The 23,190-nt window shown below is 68.1% G+C and carries 16 protein-coding genes and 1 pseudogene; 14 read left to right on the top strand and 3 right to left on the bottom strand.

Features of this window, described 5'->3' with window-relative positions:
• Together ABT004_RS26760 and ABT004_RS26755 are read right to left on the bottom strand one after the other, a co-directional pair.
• Window positions 1–231 carry a hypothetical protein gene (locus ABT004_RS26760; RefSeq protein WP_351341769.1) on the bottom strand — a complete coding sequence of 77 codons (231 nt, stop codon included), beginning with the start codon at window positions 229–231 and terminating at the stop codon, window positions 1–3.
• Window positions 232–439: 208 nt separating this feature from the next.
• The gene (locus tag ABT004_RS26755) at window positions 440–1,042 is read right to left on the bottom strand and encodes a TetR/AcrR family transcriptional regulator (protein ID WP_351341767.1); all 603 of its coding nucleotides are present in this window, start codon (window positions 1,040–1,042) and stop codon (window positions 440–442) included.
• A 110-nt stretch (window positions 1,043–1,152) separates the two neighbouring features.
• Here ABT004_RS26755 and ABT004_RS26750 point away from each other — a divergent pair, with 110 nt between their 5' ends.
• The 5 genes from ABT004_RS26750 (at window position 1,153) to ABT004_RS26730 (ending at window position 6,149) form a co-directional block, all read left to right on the top strand.
• The gene (locus tag ABT004_RS26750) at window positions 1,153–1,884 is read left to right on the top strand and encodes an SDR family NAD(P)-dependent oxidoreductase (protein WP_351341766.1); all 732 of its coding nucleotides are present in this window, start codon (window positions 1,153–1,155) and stop codon (window positions 1,882–1,884) included.
• 100 nt (window positions 1,885–1,984) lie between these two features.
• Window positions 1,985–2,785 carry an alpha/beta fold hydrolase gene (locus tag ABT004_RS26745; protein WP_351341764.1) on the top strand — a complete coding sequence of 267 codons (801 nt, stop codon included), beginning with the start codon at window positions 1,985–1,987 and terminating at the stop codon, window positions 2,783–2,785.
• Window positions 2,786–3,005: 220 nt separating this feature from the next.
• Complete coding sequence (locus ABT004_RS26740) at window positions 3,006–3,731, top strand: FadR/GntR family transcriptional regulator (RefSeq protein ID WP_351341761.1); 726 nt, start codon at window positions 3,006–3,008, stop codon at window positions 3,729–3,731.
• A 130-nt stretch (window positions 3,732–3,861) separates the two neighbouring features.
• On the top strand, window positions 3,862–5,184 hold the full coding sequence (locus ABT004_RS26735) for an MFS transporter (protein WP_351341758.1): 1,323 nt from the start codon (window positions 3,862–3,864) through the stop codon (window positions 5,182–5,184).
• Window positions 5,185–5,186: 2 nt separating this feature from the next.
• Window positions 5,187–6,149, top strand: coding sequence for a 2-hydroxyacid dehydrogenase (locus ABT004_RS26730; protein ID WP_351341755.1), 963 nt, complete (start codon window positions 5,187–5,189; stop codon window positions 6,147–6,149).
• 290 nt (window positions 6,150–6,439) lie between these two features.
• Here the strand turns inward: ABT004_RS26730 and ABT004_RS26725 are convergent, their stop codons facing one another.
• Window positions 6,440–10,282, bottom strand: a complete 3,843-nt coding sequence (locus ABT004_RS26725) for a glycoside hydrolase domain-containing protein (RefSeq protein WP_351341752.1) — start codon at window positions 10,280–10,282, stop codon at window positions 6,440–6,442.
• Window positions 10,283–10,575: 293 nt separating this feature from the next.
• Between ABT004_RS26725 and ABT004_RS26720 the strand changes: the two genes are divergently transcribed.
• The 9 genes and pseudogenes from ABT004_RS26720 to ABT004_RS26680 form a co-directional block, all read left to right on the top strand.
• Entirely contained in the window at window positions 10,576–11,976 is a 1,401-nt protein-coding gene (locus ABT004_RS26720) for a sugar porter family MFS transporter (RefSeq protein WP_351341749.1), read from the top strand.
• 146 nt (window positions 11,977–12,122) lie between these two features.
• Entirely contained in the window at window positions 12,123–13,841 is a 1,719-nt protein-coding gene (locus ABT004_RS26715; protein ID WP_351341746.1) for a class I mannose-6-phosphate isomerase, read from the top strand.
• Window positions 13,838–14,761 carry an ROK family protein gene (locus tag ABT004_RS26710; protein ID WP_351341743.1) on the top strand — a complete coding sequence of 308 codons (924 nt, stop codon included), beginning with the start codon at window positions 13,838–13,840 and terminating at the stop codon, window positions 14,759–14,761. The genes ABT004_RS26715 and ABT004_RS26710 overlap by 4 nt, the downstream gene beginning before the upstream one ends.
• Window positions 14,762–14,866: 105 nt before the next feature.
• On the top strand, window positions 14,867–15,850 hold the full coding sequence (locus ABT004_RS26705) for a LacI family DNA-binding transcriptional regulator (RefSeq protein WP_351341780.1): 984 nt from the start codon (window positions 14,867–14,869) through the stop codon (window positions 15,848–15,850).
• A 342-nt stretch (window positions 15,851–16,192) separates the two neighbouring features.
• Window positions 16,193–17,479: an ABC transporter substrate-binding protein gene (locus tag ABT004_RS26700; RefSeq protein ID WP_351341740.1), complete on the top strand. Its 1,287-nt coding sequence runs from the start codon at window positions 16,193–16,195 to the stop codon at window positions 17,477–17,479.
• Window positions 17,476–18,435 carry a carbohydrate ABC transporter permease gene (locus ABT004_RS26695; RefSeq protein WP_351341737.1) on the top strand — a complete coding sequence of 320 codons (960 nt, stop codon included), beginning with the start codon at window positions 17,476–17,478 and terminating at the stop codon, window positions 18,433–18,435. The genes ABT004_RS26700 and ABT004_RS26695 overlap by 4 nt, the downstream gene beginning before the upstream one ends.
• Window positions 18,436–18,437: 2 nt before the next feature.
• The gene (locus ABT004_RS26690) at window positions 18,438–19,253 is read left to right on the top strand and encodes a carbohydrate ABC transporter permease (protein WP_351341778.1); all 816 of its coding nucleotides are present in this window, start codon (window positions 18,438–18,440) and stop codon (window positions 19,251–19,253) included.
• A 92-nt stretch (window positions 19,254–19,345) separates the two neighbouring features.
• A complete protein-coding gene (locus ABT004_RS26685; protein WP_351341735.1) occupies window positions 19,346–22,849 on the top strand; it encodes a glycoside hydrolase family 38 N-terminal domain-containing protein in 3,504 nt (1,167 codons plus the stop codon).
• Window positions 22,850–23,078: 229 nt separating this feature from the next.
• Window positions 23,079–23,190, top strand: a pseudogene (locus ABT004_RS26680) (IS5/IS1182 family transposase); the annotation flags it as partial.

Genomic DNA, 23,190 nt, shown 5'->3' with positions numbered 1-23,190 from the left:
TCATGCCGCGCCCATCGCCAGCACGCGAGAGCGGTGATTGAGCAGCCTCGGCGGGTGCCGAAACCCGCTCCCGCCTGGATGGATGAGGTATTCGGCAAGGGCAGGGTCCAGGATGCTGGAGAGGTTCTGCCAGCGACCGGAGGTCATTTCCTCCCAGGTGGCGGCGCGGGCATAGCGGCACACGGTGTTCCGGCACATCTCCAGACGGCGGGCGATGGCCCGGAGCGACATCCCCTGGTTCGTAAGGTCGTGGACGGCGATGTGATCCCGTTCAACTCGGGCCGCCAGCCTTCCTGCTCGGGAGACCGGTGGCTGGCAGACCTCCGGCGCCGATTCGGGAGCGGGACCAGGGTCACGCAGGCGGCCACTGTGCTTGCTGACCTGGCTCTTGACGGCTTCGGCGAGGTTGTGCCAGAGATGCCAGAGGTCGGCGACAAGCTTAAAGCCGCTCCGGGGCCGGCCTCGGCAACGGACTGGCGCCCTCTGGACGCAGCCCGTCGATGATGATGGTTAGGTAGCGCCGCCACAGGTCCGGTGTCGGGCCTGGCATTGCCGCGACGGTGTGGACGGTGGCACAGGTCAGCAGCAGGACATCGGCCCCGGTGACATCGGCTCGCACGAGACCGTCTCGACGAGCCCGTTCGACCAGCACACCGGCACTCGTGAGCAAATCGTCGTGGATTTCTGCGACCACGGGGTTGCACTCGCTGGCCGCCCGCAGGAACGCGAGGCCCTGCTGCTGCAGGATCTCCGCAGCTGCGGACAGGAACTCCCGTAGTGCCACACCGGAGTCGGGCGACTCCGAAAGGCGTCGGGCAACGGCCACGAGTCGGGCGAGGCGATCACCGGCTACGGCCGCGACCAGAGCCTCCTTCGTGGCGAAGTGGCGGAAAACCGTGCCCTTTGCCACGCCCGCCCGGTGGGCGATGTCGGCGACCGAGGCGTCGATGCCCCGCTCCGCGAACTCGGCCTCGGCCGCCGCCAGCAGCGAAGCGCGGTTGCGGACGGCATCGACACGGGCCGGACGAGCTACTGAAGGCATATCAACACACTAGCAAGTTGACCAGCCGGTCATGTTCGCCCTACGGTTCGATTATGACCGCACGGTCACTTTTCTCTGATCGTCACGCAACAGAATCGAGTGGATCTTCCATGCGAATCCACGGAGCGACCGCTCTCGTCACCGGTGCAAATCGAGGGTTCGGTCGGCATCTGTCCGAAGAACTGGTACGGCGCGGCGCCAAGGTCTACGCGACTGCTCGCCGCCCGGAACTCGTCGACATCCCGGGCGCTGAGGTGCTGTCGCTCGACATCACCGACAGGGACTCCATCGACGCCGCCAGCCGGATCGCCACCGATGTCGACCTCCTGGTCAACAATGCGGCTTCCACTGACGTGGCGAGCCTGATGGCCGGTGACCGCGCCGCGATCGGGCAGATGATCGACACCCACTTTTTCGGCACACTCGACGCGATCCGGGCATTCGCTCCCGTCCTGGCCGAGAATGGCGGCGGTGCCATCCTCAATGTCCTGTCGCTCACTGCCTGGACCACTGTTGAGGCGAATACGGCTCTTTCCGCCGCCAAATCCGCACAGTGGGGCTTGACCAACGGTGTGCGGCTGGAGCTGGCGGGCCAGGGGACCCTCGTCACCGCGCTTATCGCCGGGCTCATCGGCACCGCGACGCTGCGCGACGCCATGAAGGACACCGGATTGAAGTTCTCCGCTGAGGTGATGAACGACCCGGCCGCTCTCGCCTGTCTCGCGCTGGACGGCATTGAAGCAGGAGAGATCGAAATTCTCGACGGACTCAGCGTCGAGGCCAAGGCTGCCCTCGCCGGCCCTCCTCGCGCCTTCGACCTGGCTGCCGCGGCGGCCAGGTGACAGTCAAGTGCCAGCGTCGGCCAGAGGCAGCGACCGCGTCTCTTGATGAAGAACGTGGCCTTATCGCGCGACGCCCGCGCATCGACAGAAAGGATCGGGGATGCCCGACCTGCAGATCGACGAGCACATAATCCACTACGAGGAGCACGGCGAGGCGGGATCGCCGCCGCTCGTGCTGGTGCACGGACTCTACGGCGAGTCGGCAGGGCTGGCGCCGCTCGCGCAGCGCTTCGCCCGGCAGTCCCGGGTGATCGTGCCGGACGCCCTCGGACACGGCCTGTCCTCGCATCCGGCCGAGTTCGACATCCAAGACCAGGGACGGGTCCTGGCCGGGCTCATCGCCGCCCTCGGCTACCAAAAGGCAGCGATCCTCGGCATCTCGATGGGCTCCTACCTCGCCACGCAGGCGGCGATCCTGGAGCCGGCGCGGGTCTCCGACCTCGTACTCGTCGTCCCGAAGGCGCACGGCCTGACCTCTTCCATAGCCGCCTATGCGGCCCGGAGGGGCGTCGACCTCACGACGGCCACGCCGGAGGAGACGACTGCCTTCCTGGCCGAGGTGCTGTGGTCCCCGCACACTTCACAGGCGCGGCGCGACGAGATTCTGGCCACCCAGATCACGGCGCAACGGGTCGTCCTCACCCCCGAGGAACGGGCCACGATTGACCGCTCACTGCGCGGCTTCGACCTCCGCCCCGGGCTCGCGACGATCACCGCACCGACCCTCGTCGTCTCCGGCCGCGCTGACGGCCTGAACCCGCCGGAGGTCGGCGAGGAAGTCGCCCGTGGTATCCCCAGCGCCCGTTTCGAGGTCTACGAGCACTCCGGCCACCAGTTGGCCTCCGAGGAGACCGACCGGCTCATGAGGGACGTCGAGGCGTTCCTCCAAGACCGAGGGTAGTTGGCGCACCTCCCAGAAGCGGGGGCGGCCCGGGAACAAGATAAGTAGGCCCTGAGGACGGAGCGCCAAGGATCTCCCGAGCCCTCGACTCACAGACATGAAGCCATCCCGGCAGAAGCCTGCCAGGGCGAAGCTGCAGACACACTTCCCTCTCGCCCGTGGCGAGGGGGGTATGAGGTGTGGGGCCGGGGTGAGTCGGCTGCAGATTAGTCTGCACGGTATGCCGAAATCCCTGTTGCAGCAGACTCTTGATTCGCTCGGTAGTGCCATCGTCACTGGTCGGCTGCCTGCAGGGCATGTCGTCCCCATCCAGGACCTCGAAGCGGACTTCGGGGTGTCCCGTTCCGTCGTGAAAGAGGCGGTACGGGTGCTGCACACTCTTGGTCTGGTCAGCAGTGTCAAGCGGGTCGGTGTCCGGGTTCTGCCGTCGACCTCGTGGAACTACTTCGATCCGCTGGTCATGCGCTGGCGCCTGGAGAGCGATGGTTACGCTGCCCAGCTCCGCTCCCTCAACGAACTCCGTGGCGCGATCGAGCCGGCGGCGGCGGAGCTGGCGGCACGTCATGCCCCCGACGATCTGTGCAGCAGGCTGCTGTCACTCGCCGCCGAGATGCGTGCGGTCGTGCGCGCACAGGACGTCGAGCGCTTCGTCGAGATCGACGTGACCTTCCACAACGTCATCCTGGTGGCATCCGGGAACGAGATGTTCGCGCAGCTTCAGAGCGCGGTGGGGAACACCGTCTCTGGGCGGAGTGACCTCGGGCTGCTGCCGGATCTGCCTGACGAGGATTCCCTTCAGTTGCACGTGAGTCTCGCTGATGCCATCCAGGGGCGGCGCCCGGAAGAGGCGCGTGCCGTCGCGAACCGGCTGGTCAGCGCGATCTTCTCCGAGACGGCAGAGGCATGGGCCCAGGTGCCCCGGACGTTCAACGACAGCGTTCAGTAGTCGACTGGCACCAGATGACTGTCGCCAAAAAGATGCTTACATGGGTTTACGGAGGTGATGAAGGATGCTTACATTGCTCTGGCTCGGCGATGCCGAGGCACCCCGGCAGTAGGTAAGGGAGCCGCACATGATGCCCAGGGCCATAGCGATGCGTGATCGCAGCATCACCGCAAAGGTGACAGTGCGGCTGATGCTGTTCCTCACCTTGATGTACCTCCTCAATCAGTTCGACCGAGGAAACCTTGCCTTCGCGGAGGAGAGCCTCTCCGCCGACCTCGGGCTGAGCAACGCGGCCTTCGGCTTCGGAGCAGGCATCTTCTTCATCGGCTACTTCATCTTCGAAGTACCGAGCAACCTCATCCTCCACAAGGTGGGCGCCCGGCGGTGGCTGGCGAGGATCATGGTGTCCTGGGGGATCGTCACCGTCCTGATGACGCTCGTGCAGAACGAGTCCATGTTCTACGTGCTGAGGTTCCTTCTCGGTGCGGCCGAGGCGGGATTCTTCCCGGGCGCCGTCTACTACATCGCCCTGTGGCTTCCGAGGCGTGAGCGCGGGAAAGCACTGGCACTTCTCAGCGCGGCCGGCCCGGCCGCGTACCTGCTGGCCGGGCCGTCCTCGGGCCTGCTCCTCGGACTCGACGGGGCCGCGGGTCTCCACGGCTGGCAGTGGCTCTTCCTCCTCGAAGGTGCGGCCACCGTCGTCGTCGGCATCGTCTGCTGGTTCCTCCTCACCGACCGGCCGGCGGACGCGAATTGGCTCACCAGTGCCGAGCGTGAAGAACTCACCGCCCGCATTGAGAACGACAGGGACGCGGAAGAGCCGCGCCGGCACAGCCTGTTCCAGACCCTGCGCCAGCCCAGGGTGCTCCTTCTCGCCGGTGTCTACGCCTGCATGCAGATCACCAACGCCGGCCTGATCTTCTGGCTTCCGTCGGTGACGCGCAGGATCGGCGACCTCTCCACCTTCCAGGTGACCTCCCTCTCGGTCACTCCCTACGCCTTCCAGATCATCGGGCTCTTCCTTCTCGGCCGTTCCTCGGACCGGCACGGACGACACCAACTGCACGTTCTCGTCGGCTGTGTGTGCATCGCCCTGGGGCTCGGTGTCGGCGCGGTCGTCGACCCGGTGGTCGGCTTGATCGCGCTGTGCTTTGCCTTCTTCGGCTACGGGACGATGTCCGCGTTCTGGGCGCTGGCCTCGTCCTACCTCGGCACGACGGCAGCCGGAGCAGGCGGGCTCGCCTTCGTCAACGCCGTGTCAGCGCTGGGAGGATTCGTCGGCCCCACCCTCTTCGGCTACCTGCTCGACGTCACCGGGTCCGTCACCGCGTCGCTCATGGCACTGGCCGGCGTAGGAGCTCTCTCAGCCGTGCTCGTGATGTTCGTCCGTTCCCCCTCATCAAACCCGAGCCGTCCCGCGGCGCCCGTCGCCCCCCTGCAGGAAAAGGAATAGTCGTGCCCGAAACCATTCTCTGGATCGGCGAAAAGGACGAGAGCGTCCTCGACGTTCTCCGAAGCGAGATCCCCGACGGGTTCGAGCTGCTGATCCCCGACAGCGGAACCCCCACGAGGGACGATCTCAAAAGCGCCGCCTACATCCTGAACGGCGCCGGAAGCGTATCGGGGGAGTACTTGAGGGCGGCATCGAACCTGAAGCTGGTGCAGCGACTGGGCGCAGGGCTCGATGGCGTGGATGTGGCAACTGCGCGAGAGCTCGGCATCGAGGTCGCCAACCTCCCCGCACTGAACTCCGCTGCGGTCGCCGAGCACACGCTGCTTCTCGCCCTGGCCTCCGCGCGCCACCTGTGTACGCAGCACACCAACATGACTGCGGGTCGCTGGGCGCCCAACGAGCAGCTTTCGTCGACCTTCGAACTCCACGGCAAGACCTTCGGCATCATCGGTTTCGGCGCCATCGGACGTGAGGTCGCCCGACGGGCTCAAGCTTTCGGCATGACCGTCCGGTACTTCGATGTCACCCGTGCCCCTGCGCACGTGGAGAACGAGACCGGCGCCCTCTACACACCATTTCGTGAACTGCTGCAGCAGGCCGATGTGGTCAGTGTGCACGTACCGCTCACAGAACAGACCGCCATGCTGATCTCGCACGAGGAACTGGCGGCGATGAAGCCCGGGTCGGTGCTGGTGAGCGTCTCCCGCTCAGGCATCGTCGACGAAGCGGCACTCCGGCAGAACCTGGAGGAGGGACACATCGGCGCCGCGGGCATTGATGTCTGGGCCGAGGAGCCGGTCAGCCCCTCGGACCCGCTCCTCATGGCCCCCAACGTCACCGCCACACCCCACTGCGCCGCCCAGACACGGGACACCGTCGTGCGCTGCTTCCGCGCCGCCCTGGCGAACATCGAACGAGCCCACCGTCACGAGGCCCTCAGCCTCGCACCCTCGTGCCACACCTGACCCGGGCCCCTGCCTCAGACTGCCGGCACGCAGTCGGGTGGGCGGTGGTGCCGAAAATTCTGACGTGGCGAGTGGCTTGCTCGATGACGGCGAGGACGTACGGGCGCCTGCCGGTTAGGGGGCGGTCTCGATCAAGTCGCGGACCAGGAGAGCGCCGGCCTCGCGAAGACGCCGCGGATGCCCTGCTCTCCGGCCGTAGTCCTCCTCGAACGACTTGTCCGGGCCCGGCGCCGACGCACCTATTTGGAAGGGCGTCGGCCGCCTGGCCCGAAGCGGGTCAATCGCGCTTTCTACTCCGGCCGCACCGGATCGCTCTTCGCGCTCTCAGCACCCTGTCCTGCCATGTTCTCCGCAGTGACGGTGAAGGTGTACGGCTCGCCGGTGGTGAGGCCCTCCACCTGTGCCTTCGTGGCGCCCTCGCCCACGCTGACCGGTGCGAGTGGCTTTCCGTTCTGGTACGGCGTGACCAGGTATCCGGTCACCGGAGCACCGCCGTTGAACGCCGGGGCCTTCCACCGCACCGTGGCACTGCCCTCGCCGGCTGACGCCGAGACCGCCCCGGGGACGTCGGGCGCCGACGGTACGGCGTCCACCTCCAGCTCCTGCAATCCGTTGTTGAAGCCCGTACCGCCCTTGACCTGGAAACGCACCCAGTCGACGGTCTTCTTGCCGAAGTTCACGGTCATCGGCCCCTCGGCGGGGATGTCCTCGACCTTGACCTCGCTGCCGTCGGAGAAGGTCAGGACGCCGCCGTTGACGTCGTCCTTCGTCGCACGGTCGGACAGCACCACCCGGTCCGCCGTGATCTTCTCCGGCCAGTTCAGCTGCACCCACGGGTCGAGCTCTCCGTCCGAGGCCCAGTCCGCGCCCGTCGTGGCGCCGTTGTCGTCGCAGCCGTCGTGGACGTTCTCTGCTGGGTAGTCGTCGCTGTACTCGGACGACGCCGTCGCCTTGACGCCTGGCCAACAGGCGGCGTTGCCACGCAGTTTGGTCTTGTCCAGGGTGATGTCGACCAGCTTCGAACCGGTGGCGTCCCCGCTGTCGGCGGAGGTGGCGGTGACGCGCACCCGGCCGTCCCGGTGGTTCACGGTCAGGGTGCCGTCGGAGTCGATCTCCGCCTTCTTCGTCGGCGACCCGTCCGGCTCGGTCACCGACCAGAACACCTCCTTGAGCGTGGCGTCATCGGGTGCGACCGTGGGCGTGAAGTGACTCTTGCCGTACGGTTCGTCGAGCTTGTCCGAGCTGCTGACGGCGATGTCCTTCACGAACGTCGGCGTGCGTCCCTCGGACTTCGACTCCGACGGCGGCAGATGCTTCGTCCCCCACTTCTTGTTGGGCTCGGCGCCCATCCACAGCTCGAGGGTTCCGCCGTCGGTGAGCTGGTCGTGCCGGAACCAGGCGTCGTCGAGGCGCTTACCGTCCAGCTTGGCGCGCTGGATGTACTGGTTCTTGGCCGAGTTGCCGTGCGTGACGATGCGAAATTGCTTGCCCTTGTAGTAGTGCTGATCGAGCTTGATGGTGATCTCGTCGAAGACCGGTGACGTGATGTCGTACACCGGCTTTTCCAGACTGCCGCCGGTGACCTCGAAGAGTCCCATGCCCATCAGGGCGCTGAGGGCTCCCATCTGCCCCTGGTCCTCGTCGAAGTGGCCGTAGCCGTCGTCGGTCGCGGTCGAGCCGTAGGTCTTCTCCTTGACCTTTCGCACCCAGTACTGACTCAGCCACGGCTTGCCGACATAGTTGAAGAGATGGGCCATTTCGAGGCCGGGCTGATTGCCGTACGAGACGTAACCTCCCCCGTACTCGCTGATGAAGTTCTCCTTCTCGGCCTTCGTGAACGCGTAGTTGAGCTTGTCCGCGTACGCCGTCTCGCCACCCATCAGGTTGGCCAGACCCATCACGTCCTGGGTGGTGAACCAGGTGGCCTGCCAGGCGTTCGCCTCGTCGAAGTCGTCCGGGGCGAGCGGGTCGAAGGGGGTGAGCCAGCTGCCGTCGGCGTTGCGCGGGCGGATGAAGCCGGAGTCCTCGTCGTACAGGTTGCGCCAGTTGCGGGAGCGGTCCTCCAGATACTGGTGGGTGTCGGTGTCGTCCCAGGCCTCGAACTCGTTCAGGCCGACGTTCTCGCCCTCGCCGCCGGTGGCGGTGAACGTGACCGAAGTGACCTTCCGCTTCTTGAAACGGACGGTCTTCTTGTCACCGTCGGTGGGGACGTCCTTGACCGCCACGCTGGAGCCGTCGCTGAACTCCAGCCGTCCGGAGCGGACATTGCTGTCGCCGTCCGCCCGGTCGCTGAGCACCACCTGCTGCAGTGAGCGCGGCTTGTCCCAGGTCAGCTCGATCCAGGGGTCCTGCTCTCCGGCCGACGCCCACTCGACGTCGGTGGGCGCGCGAAGCGGCCGGCCGTCGATCGCGTGAGCGGCGCCGTGCTTCTTGTCCAGCTCGGACGAGGCCTTGGCCTTCGCGTACTGGGTGGCGTTGATGCCCCGCTCGCCCAGTTGCCCGGCGAACTGGGCAAGGGCGTAGTCCTGGTTCGCGTACTCCAGGGTCTGGCCCGCGCCCTGGCCCGTCGTGCCGTTGGCTACGTAGCCGAGATCGAGGTAGTCACGGTTGCCGCCGGTGCCCCAGTTCTTGTAGTCGAACCATGCCTTGTCGAAGAGGCCGCCGACCGACTGGGAGTCCATCATCGCCTCGTACGCCAAGTCCGTGTCGAAGTCCCGGATGCCCTTGTTGTAGGCGCCGGTGATGAAGGACGTCACGGGCGAGCCGCTCATCACCAGCGAGTCGTTCCCGGCCACCGGCCCTCTGGGCAGCAGCCCGCCGTCCTTGTACATCTGCAGCTGCGACTTCACCAGGCTGCTGTAGATCTCCGGATACGCGAGGCCGAGGACGCTGTTGAGATTCCACTGGGTCAGCCAGAGCGCGTCGTAGTTGTACATCGCGAACTTCGGCTTGCCGTCGTCGCCGACCGGTATGCGTCCGACGCGGCCGTTGCCCCACGTGTTGTCCAGGTAGGCGCCGTCGGCGTCGCTCACCATGCTGCGTCCGCACAGGACGTGGAACAGGTCGGTGTAGAACTTCTCCTGCTGCTTCGCGGTGCCGCCGCCGACGTCGACGCGGCCGAGCATCTCGTTCCACTGCTTCTGGGCGTCGGCCTTGACGGCGTCGAAGTCCCAGCCGGGGAGCTCGCTCTGCAGGTTCTTCTCGGCTCCCGCGGTGCCGGTCAGGGACAGGCCGACCTTCAACTGCACCTGCTCGCCCGCATCTAGGTGGTCGTAGCGCACGTAAGCGCCCGCATCGTCCCCCGAGACCTCGTCGACGGGCTTTCCCTTGTCGACGAGCTTGTCGCCGGCCCAGCCGTGCAGGGAGTCGAAGGGCTTGTCGAAGCGGATGTCGAAGTACAGCTTCACCTTGTGGTCGGCGTCGTCCTCGCCGAAGCTCTCGCCGCGTTGCACGACGTAGCCCGCGATCTCGCGGTCGTTGCTCTTGGTGACGTGGGCGTTTTCCATGATCGCCTCGCCCAGATGTCCGCCGAGGTTGACCAGGATCTCGCTGGGGCCCGCCTTGTCGTACGTGTAGCGGTGCATGCCCACGCGGTCGGTGGAGGTGAGTTCCGCGTCGATGCCGTACCGGTCCAGGTGGAGCTTGTGGTAGCCGGGTTGGGCGACTTCACCGTTGTCGTGGTCGACGTGCGACTGCCAGCCCTCGTCGCCGTCGAGTTTGTTCACGCTCTCACCGCTGGTGGGCATGACCTGCACGCCGGACAGATTCCAGTCGTGCAGGTGGCTGAAGCCCTTGACCTGGTCCTCGTTGCGCCGGTATCCGGTGCCCCGGGAGGAGTTGGTGCTGGTGTCCGGGCGCAGCTTGACCATGCCGAACGGTCTGCTGGCCGACTGGAAGAAGAAGTACCGGCCGATGTCGGCCTCCACCCAGGGATTCACCTGGTCCACGTAGTCGCGTCCGGCACCCGAGGACGACCCGCCCGCGGACGGAGCGGCCGCGGCGGCGGGCATGCTCGCGCCACCGTCCACCACACCCAGGACCAGCAGGAAGACGCTCGACAGTAAGGTCAGTCGGCGGACGAGCCGGGGGACGAAGGCTCCGGCGGTCCGCCCGCCTCTGGGACGACCTGGCATGGCAGTCTCCTTGCGGAATGGTTAGCGTTAACGTGAGTATCCAAGCCAGGAGGGTTCCCGCTTCGCAGGGTCGTGTCAATGACGCCGACACGACCGGATTCCGCGGACCGACAGGCCGCGAAACCGCTCTTCGGGCCCCAACTACGGCTTGGTCAGGGCGATTGTGTATCCAGAGGGTGAGCCGGATGCCTGGCCCCGCGAGTGCGTATTCCAGCTTCCGCACACCCGTTGACGCCCTGGCGACGCGCCGCTAATTTCCGTGTGAACGTTAACTCACGATCCGGAGGCCCTTCGTGTCCCAGGAAGCGATACCCGGCTCGAAAGATGTGGACAGGCCCTCCGGGGCGTCCAGGTCCGCCACCAAGAGGATCTACTTCTTCGGTGCCCTCGGTGGCCTGCTCTTCGGCTACGACACCGGGGTCATCGCAGGCGCCCTGCTCTACATCCGGGACGAGTTGGGGCTGACCCCGCTGGCGGAGGGGTTTGTCGTCAGTTCCCTCCTGGTGGGGGCGATGGCCGGGGCGACCGCCGCGGGGCGGCTCGCCGACACCCTCGGCCGGCGCCGCGTCGGCATGGCCGCATCGGTCGCCTTCGGCGTGGGCGCGCTGGCCGCGGGCCTGGCGCCCAACACCGTGCTGCTGATCGCCGCCCGTGTCCTGCTGGGCCTCGGGGTGGGAGCGGCCTCCGTCGTCGTCCCCCTCTATCTGTCGGAGATGGCCACCACGCGCAGTCGCGGCGCGGTGTCGTCCCTCAACCAGTTGATGATCACCGTGGGCATATTCGTGGCCTACGTGACCAACTCCCTGCTGGCGCCGGCCGAGGCGTGGCGCTGGATGCTCGGCCTCGCGGTGGTGCCCTCGATCGTGATGCTGGCGGGTCTGATCGTGATGCCGGAGACGCCGCGCTGGCTGCTGCGCAAGGGACGGGAGGAGGAAGCCCGCGCGGTGCTCACGCGCACGCGGGGCGCGAGCGAGGTCGAGGCCGAACTCGCCGAGATCCGGCAGGTGGAGGTCGCTTCCCAGGAACGGGCGGGTCTGCGTGAGGTCTTCGCGCCCTGGCTGCGCCCGGCACTCGTGGTCGGCATCGGGCTCGCCGTGCTCAACCAGGTCGTCGGAATCAACACGATCATCTACTACGCGCCCACGACGCTGACCAATGTCGGGTTCAGTGACTCCGCCGCGGTCTACGCCAACACCGGGATCGGCGCGGTCAACATGGTGATGACGCTGGTGGCCATCTGGCTCATCGACAAGGTGGGCAGGAAGCGGCTGCTGCTGACCGGGGCGGTGTGCATGTGCGCCAGCCTGGCCGTGCTGGCGGCGACTTCGCTTCTCCTGCCGGAGCCGGAGGGCCTTGGTCTGGTCGGCGTGGTCACGCTGGTCTGTCTCGCCGCGTTCATCGTCAGCTTCTCCGCCTCGTGGGGCGCCGTGTGCTGGGTGGTGATCAGCGAGGTGTTCCCGGTGCACGTGCGGGGCGCCGCGGTCGGCTTCTGCACGATGCTGCTGTGGGCGGCCAACTTCGTCGTGTCGCTCGCCTTCCCGGTCCTGCTCAGCGCCGTGGGCATCGGCTGGCTGTTCCTCGGGTTCGCGGTGATCTGTGGCTTCGCCCATGTGTTCACGGCGCGCTGCGTCGTGGAGACCAAGGGGCGCAGCCTGGAGGACATCGAGCTCGCCCTGCGCGCCCGGTCGGCCTGATTCCCGCGCCGATGGACGTGCGGCCCGGCGCGGATCGACGCCACCCGCAGGCGGCCCCCGGATCGCCCCTTGTACCGCCTTGACCGGCGCCGCACCCCGCGCCCTACAGTTAACGATAACAATCAGCTTCGACCCCGGAGAGTTCCGTGACCCGCTCCTATCAGCACAATCCCCGCTACCCGGCTGTCGACGGAACGGTCGCAAGCGGATGGGAGGCCGCTGTCCGGACCCTGCCCACCGGGCCCGCCATACTGGCTCTCGACGGCCCGGCCGCGCTCGACTGGAGCGCCGTACAGGAGCATCTGGACGGCGCACTCACCGCCCTCGGCACTCCCGTCCGGTTCCTGGACCTGCGTGGGTTCGAGGCCGACTGGGACACCGTCCTGGAGCGCACCGGCGACGGACCGGACGCGGATCCCCACTACTTGCCCCTCGCCCGCGCCTCCATCGCCGGGATGTACACCACGCTGCCCCGGACCGAGGCCCCGGACCAGGGGCTGCTGATCGTCCTCGGCCCTGGCGCCGCGCTCGTCCGGCACGACCTGCTCTGGTTCGCCGACCTGCCCAAGCGCTACGCCGAAGCGGCCGTCGCCGTCGGCGACCCGGCCCTCGGCGTCAATCTCGGCCGGCACGGCGCCCCAGGTGACCTGCGCCGCCTCTTCTATGCGGACTGGCCCATGCTCGACGCCCACCGCGACGCCCATGCCGCCGACATCGACCGCTGGCTCGATCTGCAGAACATCCAGAGTCCGGCCTCGATCGACGGCAGCACACTGCGCGCCACCCTCGCCCACCTGGCCGGCGGCCCGGTCCGCACCCGCCCCTGGTTCAACTCCACCCTCTGGGGAGGGCAGTGGGCCTCGACCGAACTCGGCTTCACGCCGCAGAACGGCAACACCGCACTCGGCTACGAACTGATCGCACCCGAGGCCGGCGTCCTGGTGGGCGACGGGCCCGATGCCGAGGTGGAACTGCCCTTCCAACTGCTCTGCGTCCTGCATCCCCGGGAATTCCTCGGCGCGGCGGTGCATGAGGAGTTCGGCACGTCCTTCCCGATCCGCTTCGACTATCTCGACACGGTCGGGGGAGGCAATCTCTCGGTCCATCTGCACCCGCGCGAGGAGTACATGCGCGAACAGTTCGGCTGGACGTACACCCAGCACGAGACCTACTACCTCACGGCCACGGATGCGGCGAACCCCCGCGTCCACCTCGGACTGCAGCAGGACGCCGACATCGACCTGATGCGCAAGCAGGTGCTCGCCGCCGTCGAGGACGGCGAGGAGATGAACGTCGAACGGTTCATCCAGAGCCATCCCGCCGAGGAGGGCCGGCTCTATCTGATTCCCGCGGGGACGCCGCACGCCTCAGGCGCGGGCAATCTCGTCCTGGAGATCAGTGCCACACCGTACTTGTACTCCCTGCGCTTCTACGACTGGCTCCGCAAGACCGCGACGGGGGCGCCCCGCCCCCTGCCCTACGAGCATGCGTTCGCCAATCTCGACAGCACGCGCCAGGGCGAGGCGGTGCGCCGCGATCTCATCCAGGAACCGCGCGTCCTGCGCGAGGGGCCCGACTGGCGCGAGGAGCTCCTCGGCGCGCTGCCGGAGATGTTCTACGAAGTGCGCCGCGTGGTGCTGGAGCCGTCAGGCCAGGGCGCTGCCATGGACACCGCGGGCCGGTTCCACATCCTCAACGTCTCCTCCGGTGACGGCATCGTGATCGAGTGGGGCGACGGCCGTACGCACGACCTCGCCTTCGCCGAGACGCTGACGGTTCCCGCCGGAGTCGGCTCCTACCGGTTGCGCCCTCTGGGCGTGCGGCCTGTGCACGTCGTCACTTCGCTGGTCAGGGAGCACCGTTGAGGCAACCGGTGCTGGAGATCGGCGGCACGCATGTCACCGCCGCCATGGTGGACCTGTCGGCGGGGGCCGTCCGCGGAGACCCCGTCCGGCAGTCGTTGTCCCCGCAGGGCTCTGCCGGGGACATCCTCGGCTCCGTCGTGCAGGCCGCTTCCCGTCTCGGGGCACCGCCGTCCGCGGCCTGGGGCGTGGCCGTGCCCGGACCCTTCGACTACGAGACCGGCGTAGCGCTGTTCGAAGGGGTCGGAAAGTTCGAGGCGTTGTACGGCACGGATGTCGGCGCCGCCCTGCGCGCGCGCATCCGCCCGACACCCGCCACGCTCCGGTTCATCAACGACGCCGACGCCTTCGGACTGGGCGAGTACGCCTGCGGGGCCGCTGCCGGACACACACGCGCCATATGCCTGACGCTCGGCAGCGGTGTGGGCTCCGCCTTCCTGGCGGACGGCGTGCCGGTCAATGAGGGGCCGCGGGTACCGCCGGAAGGCAGTGCCCACCGACTCACCTTCGACGGGCGCCCGTTGGAGGAAACGGTCTCACGCCGCGCGATCCGCGCCGCCTACGCCCGAGCCGCGGACGGCCATCAGGGCGGCGTACCCGACGTACGGGGCATCGCCTCCCGCGCACGTGCCGGAGACGCCGTCGCCGACAGCGTGCTCGATCACGCCTTCCGTGCTTTGGGTGTCGCCACGGCCCCCTGGGTGACCCGCTTCGCGGCCACCGTGCTTGTCGTCGGCGGGTCCATCGCAGGATCCTGGGATCTCATTGCAGCGCCCCTGCGCGACGGACTGGCGGACGGCGGAGCGCCGGGGCTGCGCGTCGCACCTGCCCGCCTGCCCGATACGGCCTCACTCCTGGGCGCTGCACGGTGGGCGGCATCCCGGGCCTCGCACGGGGAGGAGAGCCAAGGCGTCCGCCTATGATGGAGGACCCGCGCAGACGGCGAGCGGCTGCCGGTGCCCGAAGGGAGCAGCAACGCAGTGTCCGGGTCCGAAACCGTCGCAGAGCCGCCTCGCCCCACCCCCACGATGCGAGACGTCGCAGCACGCGTCGGAGTCAGCGCCATGACCGTCTCGCGGGTATTGAAGGGGAACGAGGGAGTCGGTGAATCGACTCGTCGACGCGTTCTCGAAGCAGTGACCGACCTGGGCTACCGGCGCAACGAGACGGCGCGCAATCTGCGCCTCGGTCGGCACAGCGGTCTGATCGGACTCGTCGTCACCAACCTCGCCAACCCCTTCTACGCTCAACTCGCCCTCGGCGCCGAGGAAGTGGTGCAGGCATACGGTCTTCGGCTGGTTCTCGGCAACACCGCCGAGCAGCTCGCACAGGAGAAGCACCTTGTCCAGGACCTCGTCTCCCGGCAGGTGAACGGTCTGATCGTTGTCCCGGCCGGTTCCGACCAACGGCACCTCGCCCCCGGAGTGTTGGATGGCACGCCGCTCGTCCTGGCCTCCCGCCCATCCGCCGGTATCGAGGCGGACACCGTGCTCGTCGATGACTTCGGTGGTGCACGAGCCGCCACCGCCCGGCTCGTGGAGGACGGCCACGAGAAGGTCGGGTTCCTCGGTAACCCTCCCACCCTCTTCACCGGTGCCGAGCGCTTCCGCGGCTGGTGGTCCGCGCTGGAAGAAGCCGGGCTCCAGCCGCGTGAGGAGTGGGTGCGGCGGGGCCCGTACGACGTTGTCACGGCCGAGGCGGCCGCGCGGGACTTGCTCGACCGGGCGGGCGCGCCCTCCGCGTTGTTCTGTGCCAACAACCGCCTGACCCTCGGCGCCTGCCGTGCGGTGCGCGGTCTCGGAACCGCCGCGGCCATCGCCGGCTTCGACGATGTGGAATCCGCCGACCTGCTGAGTGTCCCGCTCACCCTGGCCTCCTACGATCCCGCCGAGATCGGGCGCCGTGCGGCCCAGCTGCTCATGGACCGCTTGGAGGCCGGATCCGGGACGCAGCCGACCGGGCCGCCGCGCAGGACGGTCATCCCCACCCTGCTGGCCACGTACGGCCGGTGAGACCGCACGGCGATCGGGCGTGGCCGGCAGGCTCGACGTCTCGACGCACCGGCGACTGTGCCGTGGGTTAACGATACCAACCGTCGGATTGGGCGCGACCATCCTGCGTGATTCGCGCGTGACCCACCCTGAACTGGCCTTACTTGAGGGTCTGGAATTGAATCCAGGATGAACCTTGTGGACCTTGCGTGGTGTCGTTAACGTTCATGACACGCGCCGGTGCCGGCCACCGCGCCAGTCCCCTGTCCGGGGCGCCCTCGCCCCGTACAGGGATGCGGTCTTCGTCCGTCACGCTCCGGCGAAAGGGCACCGATGAAAACCTTTGGTACGGCAGGGAGAGGCATGCGGCCGAGCCTTCCACGCCGCCGCTTCCTCGCCGGTCTCGGCGCAGGAGTCTCCGGCCTCGCGCTCGGCGGCTGCGCGCGTGGCAGCAGTACGGCCGCGATCGCGGGCACAGCGAGCTTCGGGAACGACAACGGGAGCTGGGACGAGGGCTATGCCCTGGCCTCCAAGGCGCTGCGGCCGCTGACCGGCTACTCGCTGCGCCCGCTGTCCGTCCCGGAGGCGACCGCCTACAAACTGGTCACCCAGATGACGCTGCAGACCTCACGCGCGTCGGACATGATCAAGTGGGGCTCCGGCTACGAACTCAAGCAGCTGGCGCGCGGGGGACAACTCACCGACTTGTCGGGCCTGTGGGACGCCTACCTGGACAAGGGATGGATCCGCGACTCCCAGCGCGGCACGATGCAGTACCGCGGCGCGGTCTACGGGATCCCGCTCTACGAGTCGTACTACGTCGTCTTCTACAGCCGTCCGGTCTTCGCCAGGCTCGGACTGCACGCGCCGGGCAGCTGGGAGGAGCTGCTGCACTGCGCCACCGTCCTCAAACGCCAAGGCATCACACCGTTCGTGTCCACCCAGGCCGGCGGCTGGCCCGCCTACGAATGGTTCCAGGAGCTCATCAGCAAGGTCGATCCCGACTTCTACACCGCACTGGCCGAGGGGAAGGCCCGCTACACCGATGAGCCTGCGCGCCGGGCGATGGACATCTGGCACGACTTCATACGCAAGGGGTGGATGACCCCGCCCGATTACGACCAGGGAAACGGCGCCGCCGGACTCCGAGACGGCCGCGTGGGCATGTTCCTGCACGCGACATGGCACACGAAGAACCTGAGCGGTGCCGACATGCGACCCCACAAGGACTACGACGCCTTCATCCTGCCCACCGTGGCGAAGTCCACGAAGAAGTCGGTGATCACGGAGAGCAGCGCGCTCGCCGTGCCGCGCCGTGCCACCACCCACGAGGCCGGCATGGCGAGCGCCGGAGCCTGGCTGCACCCGAACGTGCAGCGGGCATGGACCGATTACCTCCAGGACGGCTCGGCGAACCCCGTCGTCCGGTCCAGCAACCCTGTCGTGGCCGGTCTCAGGCAGAACATCACGAAGGACCGGCGGGCACGTCTCGTCCGCTACAGCGAGGCCAGTCCGCCCAGCCTCATCCAGGGCAACATCGAGGATCTCTCGGCCTTCCTGACCGGGCAGATGTCGCCCACGGCGACGCTGCGCAGCATGGCGGAACGCGCGGACGAGGAATGGCACACGTGGAAGCGGGACGAGGCATGAGGACCAGCACCGCACCACCCGCCGCCGACGCCGGACAGGACCGGCCGACCGCCCCAAGCCGCCCCGAGCCACACCCTGTTGCGCCCCGGCCCCGTGCGACGCCACGTGACCGACTCGCCGTCGGCGCCTTCCTGACCCCCGCGGTCGTTCTGGTCGGGGTGGTGCTGCTCGCGCCCTTCGTGACCACGATCTACCGAAGCTTCTTCAACGACCACCGCCACTCCGCCTTCGCCGGTCTGGACAACTACCGGCTCTTCTTCACGGACGACGCGCTGCTGCGGTCCGCGGAGAACACGCTGCTATGGGTGGCGGGGACCGTGGTGCTGCCCTTCGCACTCGGGCTGCTCATCGCCTGCCTCACCGACGCCACCCGCTGGTCACGCTTCGCCCGGTTGTGCATGATCACGCCCTACGCGCTGTCCGGCGCCGCCGTGGCGGTGGTGTGGAACTTCGTCCTGAGCACTGACGGTGCGCTCAATCAGATGCTGTCAGCGGTCGGCCTGGGCTCCCTCAGCCACAGCTGGCTGCTCGACTGGCCGGGCAACACCCTGGTCATCATCTGCGTCAACGCCTGGCAGGCCACCGGCGTAGCCGTCATCCTGATCCTCGTCGGACTGCAGGGAATCCCGCCCGAGACACTGGAAGCAGCTGCCCTGGACGGCGCAAGTCCCTGGCAGCGCTTCCGCTTTGTCGTGCTGCCCCAGCTCCGTCCGGTATCGATCATCGTGATCGGCATGAGCCTGGCCAACGGACTCAAGTCCTTCGACCTTCTCTGGGTGCTGACCCGGGGCGGCCCCGGGCGTGCCACAGAGACGCTGGCCGTCTCCATGTACCAGGAGACCTTCCTGCTGCAGAGGGCCGGCGCCGGCTCGGCGATCGCGGTCATCCTCACCGTGATCGTCCTCGCGGCGTCCTGGCTGTACCTCCGGCGCCAGCTCGGCGAGAAAGGCGCGTGACGATGCATCTCGGCAGAGTTCTGCGGAACACCACTCTGATCCTGCTGTCCCTGTTGTGGGCCGTCCCCTCCTGGCTGCTCGTGGTCAACGCCCTCGTTCCCGCGCAGCAGTACACCGGCACACCCCACTGGTTGCCGGACAGCTTCGGGCTCCTCGACAACTTCGCACGAGCATGGAGCCAGGCAGACCTGGGGCCCGCCATGGGCAACAGCCTGCTGTACGCCGTCGTGGGCTCCCTCGTCGCGGTGGTCATCGCCACCGGCGCCGCGTTCGCCGTGGTGATCATGCCCGTGCGGCGCCGGGTTCTGTGGTTCTGGCTGATCTACTCGGGCACTCTGCTGCCGCTCCAGGTCTTCCTGCGCCCGCTGTTCCTCTCCTACGCGAGCGTCGACCTGTACGACACGCAGATCGGCATGTTGCTGGTGTACGCCACCATCTCCATCCCGTTCTCGTTCTTCCTCATGCGCAACTACGCCACCACCGTGCCCCGAGAGGTCGTCGAGGCCGCACGGATGGACGGCGCCTCGTGGTGGCGGCTGTTCCGGCAGATCCACGTGCCGCTGTCGAAGTCGGCGATGGTGGCCGCGTTCTCCTTCCAGTTCGTCGCCATCTGGAACGACCTCCTCTTCGGCATCACCTTCAGCACCAGCGACAACATCCGGCCCGTCATCGCCGCACTCTCCGAACTCCAGGGCAACTACTCCGACGTCGGGCCCCCCGTGGTCCTCGCGGGCGCCATCCTCGTCTCGCTCCCCACGCTCCTTCTCTTCTTCCTGGCCCAGCGCTTCTTCGTCAACAACCTCAAGCTCACGAGCTGACCCGCGGTTCGACCCACGGCGCACCGGATGCCGTCGACCCGCCGTACCCGCCCGCGGCCGCACTGCCGCCCGGCCTCCAGAGGAACCCCCGCATGACCTCCGACCGCCCGCTGTGGACAGCGACCCCCGCCCCCGTCACCGGCTCCTGGCCGGTTATGGACGGCACGCCCACCCTGCACGTCGACCTCGACCGCCCCGACGCCGTGTGGCCCGAGGTGCACCCCGGCATCCACGACGCCGACGGCGGCCACCAGGCGCACCGAATCGTGGCGTCCTTCACCCTCGACCACGCCGAGAACGCCGTCCTGCACCTCGCCTACGCCGCGGAGCGCGGCCCCTGCCCCGACCTCGAAGTCGTCCTGGACGGCACCCGCCACTCGCTCCACCACCTTGCCGTCGAGCGTGCCGACCGCTCCCGCACCGGCGACCCGGGCCCCACCTCCGGGCACGGCACGCTCCGTGTACCCCTGCCCGCGGCATGGCTCACCCCCGGGCGACACGAGCTGACCATCACCACTGTCCTGGACGAACCCGCGGCCACCGGAGCACCCCGCGCCAAGGACGGGGCCCCCGCCCACCACCCCGGCGAGGAACTGCCCCACGCACGGCCCCAGTACGGGAAGTGGTTCGGCTCCTATCTGCGGTGGAACGCCGTCCGGCTGGAGACCGCCGGCACCCCGCCGGGCCCCGCTCCGTCATGGTCCCTGCGGACCACGTCCCTCTACCTGCACGGTGACCCGCAGCCCGTTCCGCTGGTCGAGCTCACCGCCCACATTCCCGCGGGAGCCGCCCTTCCCGGTGACTTGTCCCTTCATTACGCGGACCGGGTCGTGCCCGTTCCAGAAGCTCCGGAGCGGGACTTCGGCATGGTCCGCTGGCGACTGCCCGCACCCGGCTTCGACGCACCGGGCGAATTCGCCCTGCACGTGGGTGACGCCCGCGTGCACCGTGCCGACCTGACCCCGGCCCGCCGCTGGACCGTGCACCTGATCCCGCACGTGCACCTCGATCTCGGCTTCACCGACACCCAGCCGAAGGCGCTCGAACTGCACTGCCGCAACATCGACAAGGCCCTGGACCGACACGCCAAGGACCCTGCGTTCCGCTACAGCGTGGACGGATCTCTCGTGGTCCGGGAGTACATGAACACACGCTCACCACAGCGACGCGCCCGCCTGCTAGAGGCGATCGCCGCCGGAGTGATCGGCGTCAACTCCTTCCACAGCAACCTGCTCACGGGCATCGCCGGCCTGGAGGAACTGCGTCGCGCCCTCGACTTCGGCACCTCACTCCCCGCCGGGCCCGGCACCGTTCCCCGATACGCCAACATCACCGACGTACCCACCTGGACGGGAGTACTTCCCACGGTGCTCCGGATGGCAGGCGTGGACGCCTTCGTGGGCATGTCCAACCACCACAGGGCCGCCACCGTCGGCAGCGACGAAGTACACCTGGCCTCGCCGGTGCGCTGGCAGGCCCCCGATGGCAGCGAAGTCCTGGCCCACTTCGCCGACCACTACTCACAGCTGCGGTTCATCGCCGCCGACCCGCAGTCCGTCGCCGGCGCGGTGAACGGCCTGGAGCGCTATCTCGAACGTTACGAGCGTCCGGACTATCTGCCGACCAATCTCGCAGTCATCGGTACCCACGCCGACAACGAGGACCTCGGTGACGGCGACGCCGGATTCGCGGATCGGTGGAACGAGGCTTTCGCCTACCCCCGGGTGCAAGTCTCCACGTTCGGGGACTACTTGAGCTCCGTCGCACCACTGCATGACCGTCTGCCGCTGCACACGGCGGAAGGCGGAAGCTTCTGGGAGGACGGGCCCGCCGCCTCCGCCGCGGACGCCGCCGCCTACCGGCGGGCTCAAGCCATGCTGCCCGTGGCCGAGAACCTGGGCGTCGTCTCCCACCTGATGGACGAGCGCTACCGCCCGAACCAGCCTGCCCTGAACCGGGCTTGGGACGGGCTGATCACCGGGGGAGAGCACACCTGGAACTGGGCCCGTGCCGTGTCCCACCCGCACGCACCACAGATCGAGGACCAACTCCACTGGAAACGCCGTGCCATTGACGACGCGGCGCGGATCTCCCTCGACGAGAGCCGCCGCGTACTCGGTCAGCTGGCCGAGACCCTCGGCCTGGACGGCCCCTGCCTCCTGGTCCACAACCCGCACCCCTGGCCGGCGTCACTGACCGTCGAGGTCGACCTGCCGCAGGGGAGTACGCCCCTGGACGCGGCAGGCCGACCGGTGCCCCTTGAGGTGCTGAGCGACTGCGCCGGCATGCTCCGAGTCCGGCTGATCCTTGAGGAAATGGAGGCCTTCGGCTACCGCTCCTTCCCCCTGAGCGACCGCAGTGACACCGTCCCCGCGGGGGAGCAGTTCCCGACGGCCGCGCGCAAGGCCCCGTCGCACCCCGCCGATGAACGGACCCCGGTGGGAACCGTCGTCGCAGCCGGGGAAACAGCGAGCAGCGGTGTGTGGGAGTTCGGCCTCCGGGACGGCGACGGGCTCCTTGTCAGCCTGCGTCACCTGCCGACCGGCCGCGAACTCCTCGACCCCCAGGCCCCCTTCGCGCTCGGGGAGTTGATACAGCTGACCGCCGCTGAGGCCGAGAGCAGCGGCGCCCACGACCGAACCATGATTAAACAACTCGATTCGCGGCTCCACCCCGGCACACCCACCCCACTCACCGAAGAGCGCCCCGTGATGCGGCTGCTCGGCGCGCGCCGCACTCCGGACGGCACCCGGCTGCGCTGGGCCGGAGAAGGCGCGGGCCTCGACGACATCACCGTGGAACTGTTGCTCCGCGATGCTCACGACCACTGCGAGCTGACCGTCGAAGCGACGAAACTGCCGGTACTCGACATGGAGTCGGTGTCCATCGCCTTCCCGTTCCTGGTCGACACGCCGACGGTGCGCTACGACAGGCAGCTGGGCTGGGTGGAACCACGCGCCGATCACGGTCCGGGCTCTTCCAACGAGTGGCTGTCCGCCACCTCCGCCGTGACCGTCACGGCACACGACGGGCCCGGCGTGATCTGGGCGGCCCCCGACAGCGCTCTGTTCTCCTCCTCGGACCTGGTCCGCGGAGTCTGGCCCGAGCGCTTCTCGGAGAAGAACGGATACCTCTACGCCTACGTGATGAACAACTTCTGGCCGTGCAACACACCGCCGACACAGCCCGGCCGAGTCCGCTTCCGCTATGTCTTCACCGCCGTCGACCGCCACGCACCCGAAGCGGCGTCCCGGTTCGGCGCCCAGGCCCGGATCGGCGCCCTGGCCCATGAGGTGACCCCGCTGGACCGATTCACAGGGGCCCGGCACCCTCGATTTACCGAGGGAGCGCTGCTGGATCTGGGAGACGTGCCCGACTGCAGGGTTTCCCTGACCGGCGACGAAGACCGACTCGTCCTTCGGATCGCCAACCTGCGCGCTGAGGAGAACCACGACATCGCCCTCCGCGTTCCGGACGGATTCCGTTCAGTGGAAACCGAAGCGGCGACCTTGTCCGCGGACGGCACGATCAAGCCCCGCCTGGGAGGCTTCGGCGCCAGGGAACTGCTCCTGCAACGCGACGAGCCTTCCCGGTGAACGTCCGTCCCGATTCGCGAAGCGGGAGATCAGGGCCCTCTTCTAGGAGCGCCGACGGGTCCCGGCGTACAGCCCGACTCGTTGGCCTCTACGGGCCCTGACCTGGGGGTGTTCCGACGGGGTTCCCGCGATTTTGTGCGTGCGTGCGTGCGTGCGCACGCGGGGCGGGACGGGGCAATGGCTCGGCTGCGGTGCCGTGGGCATTCACAGCTGTGCGTGCCGATAGTTACGTCCATGCGCCAAGATCCGATGTGTCGGCGAACAGGCCATGGCCGTCCTCAAGGGCTGGCGACTGCTCCGCAAGCTGCGCTGCAGCACCAACCGGATCACCGACGTCGTCA

Origin of the sequence: Streptomyces sp. NPDC002790, assembly GCF_040295505.1 — a bacterium.
In the GTDB taxonomy this organism is placed as follows: domain Bacteria; phylum Actinomycetota; class Actinomycetes; order Streptomycetales; family Streptomycetaceae; genus Streptomyces.
Note: the sequence above shows the minus strand (reverse complement) of the source record. Positions and strands in the feature narration are given on the sequence as shown.

Coding starts and splice junctions, on each gene's coding strand:
- ABT004_RS26690 (WP_351341778.1), top strand. CDS start 18,438: ATGCATCTCGGCAGAGTTCTGCGGAACACCACTCTGATCCTGCTGTCC.
- ABT004_RS26705 (WP_351341780.1), top strand. CDS start 14,867: ATGCGAGACGTCGCAGCACGCGTCGGAGTCAGCGCCATGACCGTCTCG.
- ABT004_RS26745 (WP_351341764.1), top strand. CDS start 1,985: ATGCCCGACCTGCAGATCGACGAGCACATAATCCACTACGAGGAGCAC.
- ABT004_RS26700 (WP_351341740.1), top strand. CDS start 16,193: ATGCGGCCGAGCCTTCCACGCCGCCGCTTCCTCGCCGGTCTCGGCGCA.
- ABT004_RS26685 (WP_351341735.1), top strand. CDS start 19,346: ATGACCTCCGACCGCCCGCTGTGGACAGCGACCCCCGCCCCCGTCACC.
- ABT004_RS26725 (WP_351341752.1), bottom strand. CDS start 10,282: ATGCCAGGTCGTCCCAGAGGCGGGCGGACCGCCGGAGCCTTCGTCCCC.
- ABT004_RS26695 (WP_351341737.1), top strand. CDS start 17,476: ATGAGGACCAGCACCGCACCACCCGCCGCCGACGCCGGACAGGACCGG.
- ABT004_RS26740 (WP_351341761.1), top strand. CDS start 3,006: ATGCCGAAATCCCTGTTGCAGCAGACTCTTGATTCGCTCGGTAGTGCC.
- ABT004_RS26755 (WP_351341767.1), bottom strand. CDS start 1,042: ATGCCTTCAGTAGCTCGTCCGGCCCGTGTCGATGCCGTCCGCAACCGC.
- ABT004_RS26735 (WP_351341758.1), top strand. CDS start 3,862: ATGCCCAGGGCCATAGCGATGCGTGATCGCAGCATCACCGCAAAGGTG.
- ABT004_RS26760 (WP_351341769.1), bottom strand. CDS start 231: ATGTCGCTCCGGGCCATCGCCCGCCGTCTGGAGATGTGCCGGAACACC.
- ABT004_RS26750 (WP_351341766.1), top strand. CDS start 1,153: ATGCGAATCCACGGAGCGACCGCTCTCGTCACCGGTGCAAATCGAGGG.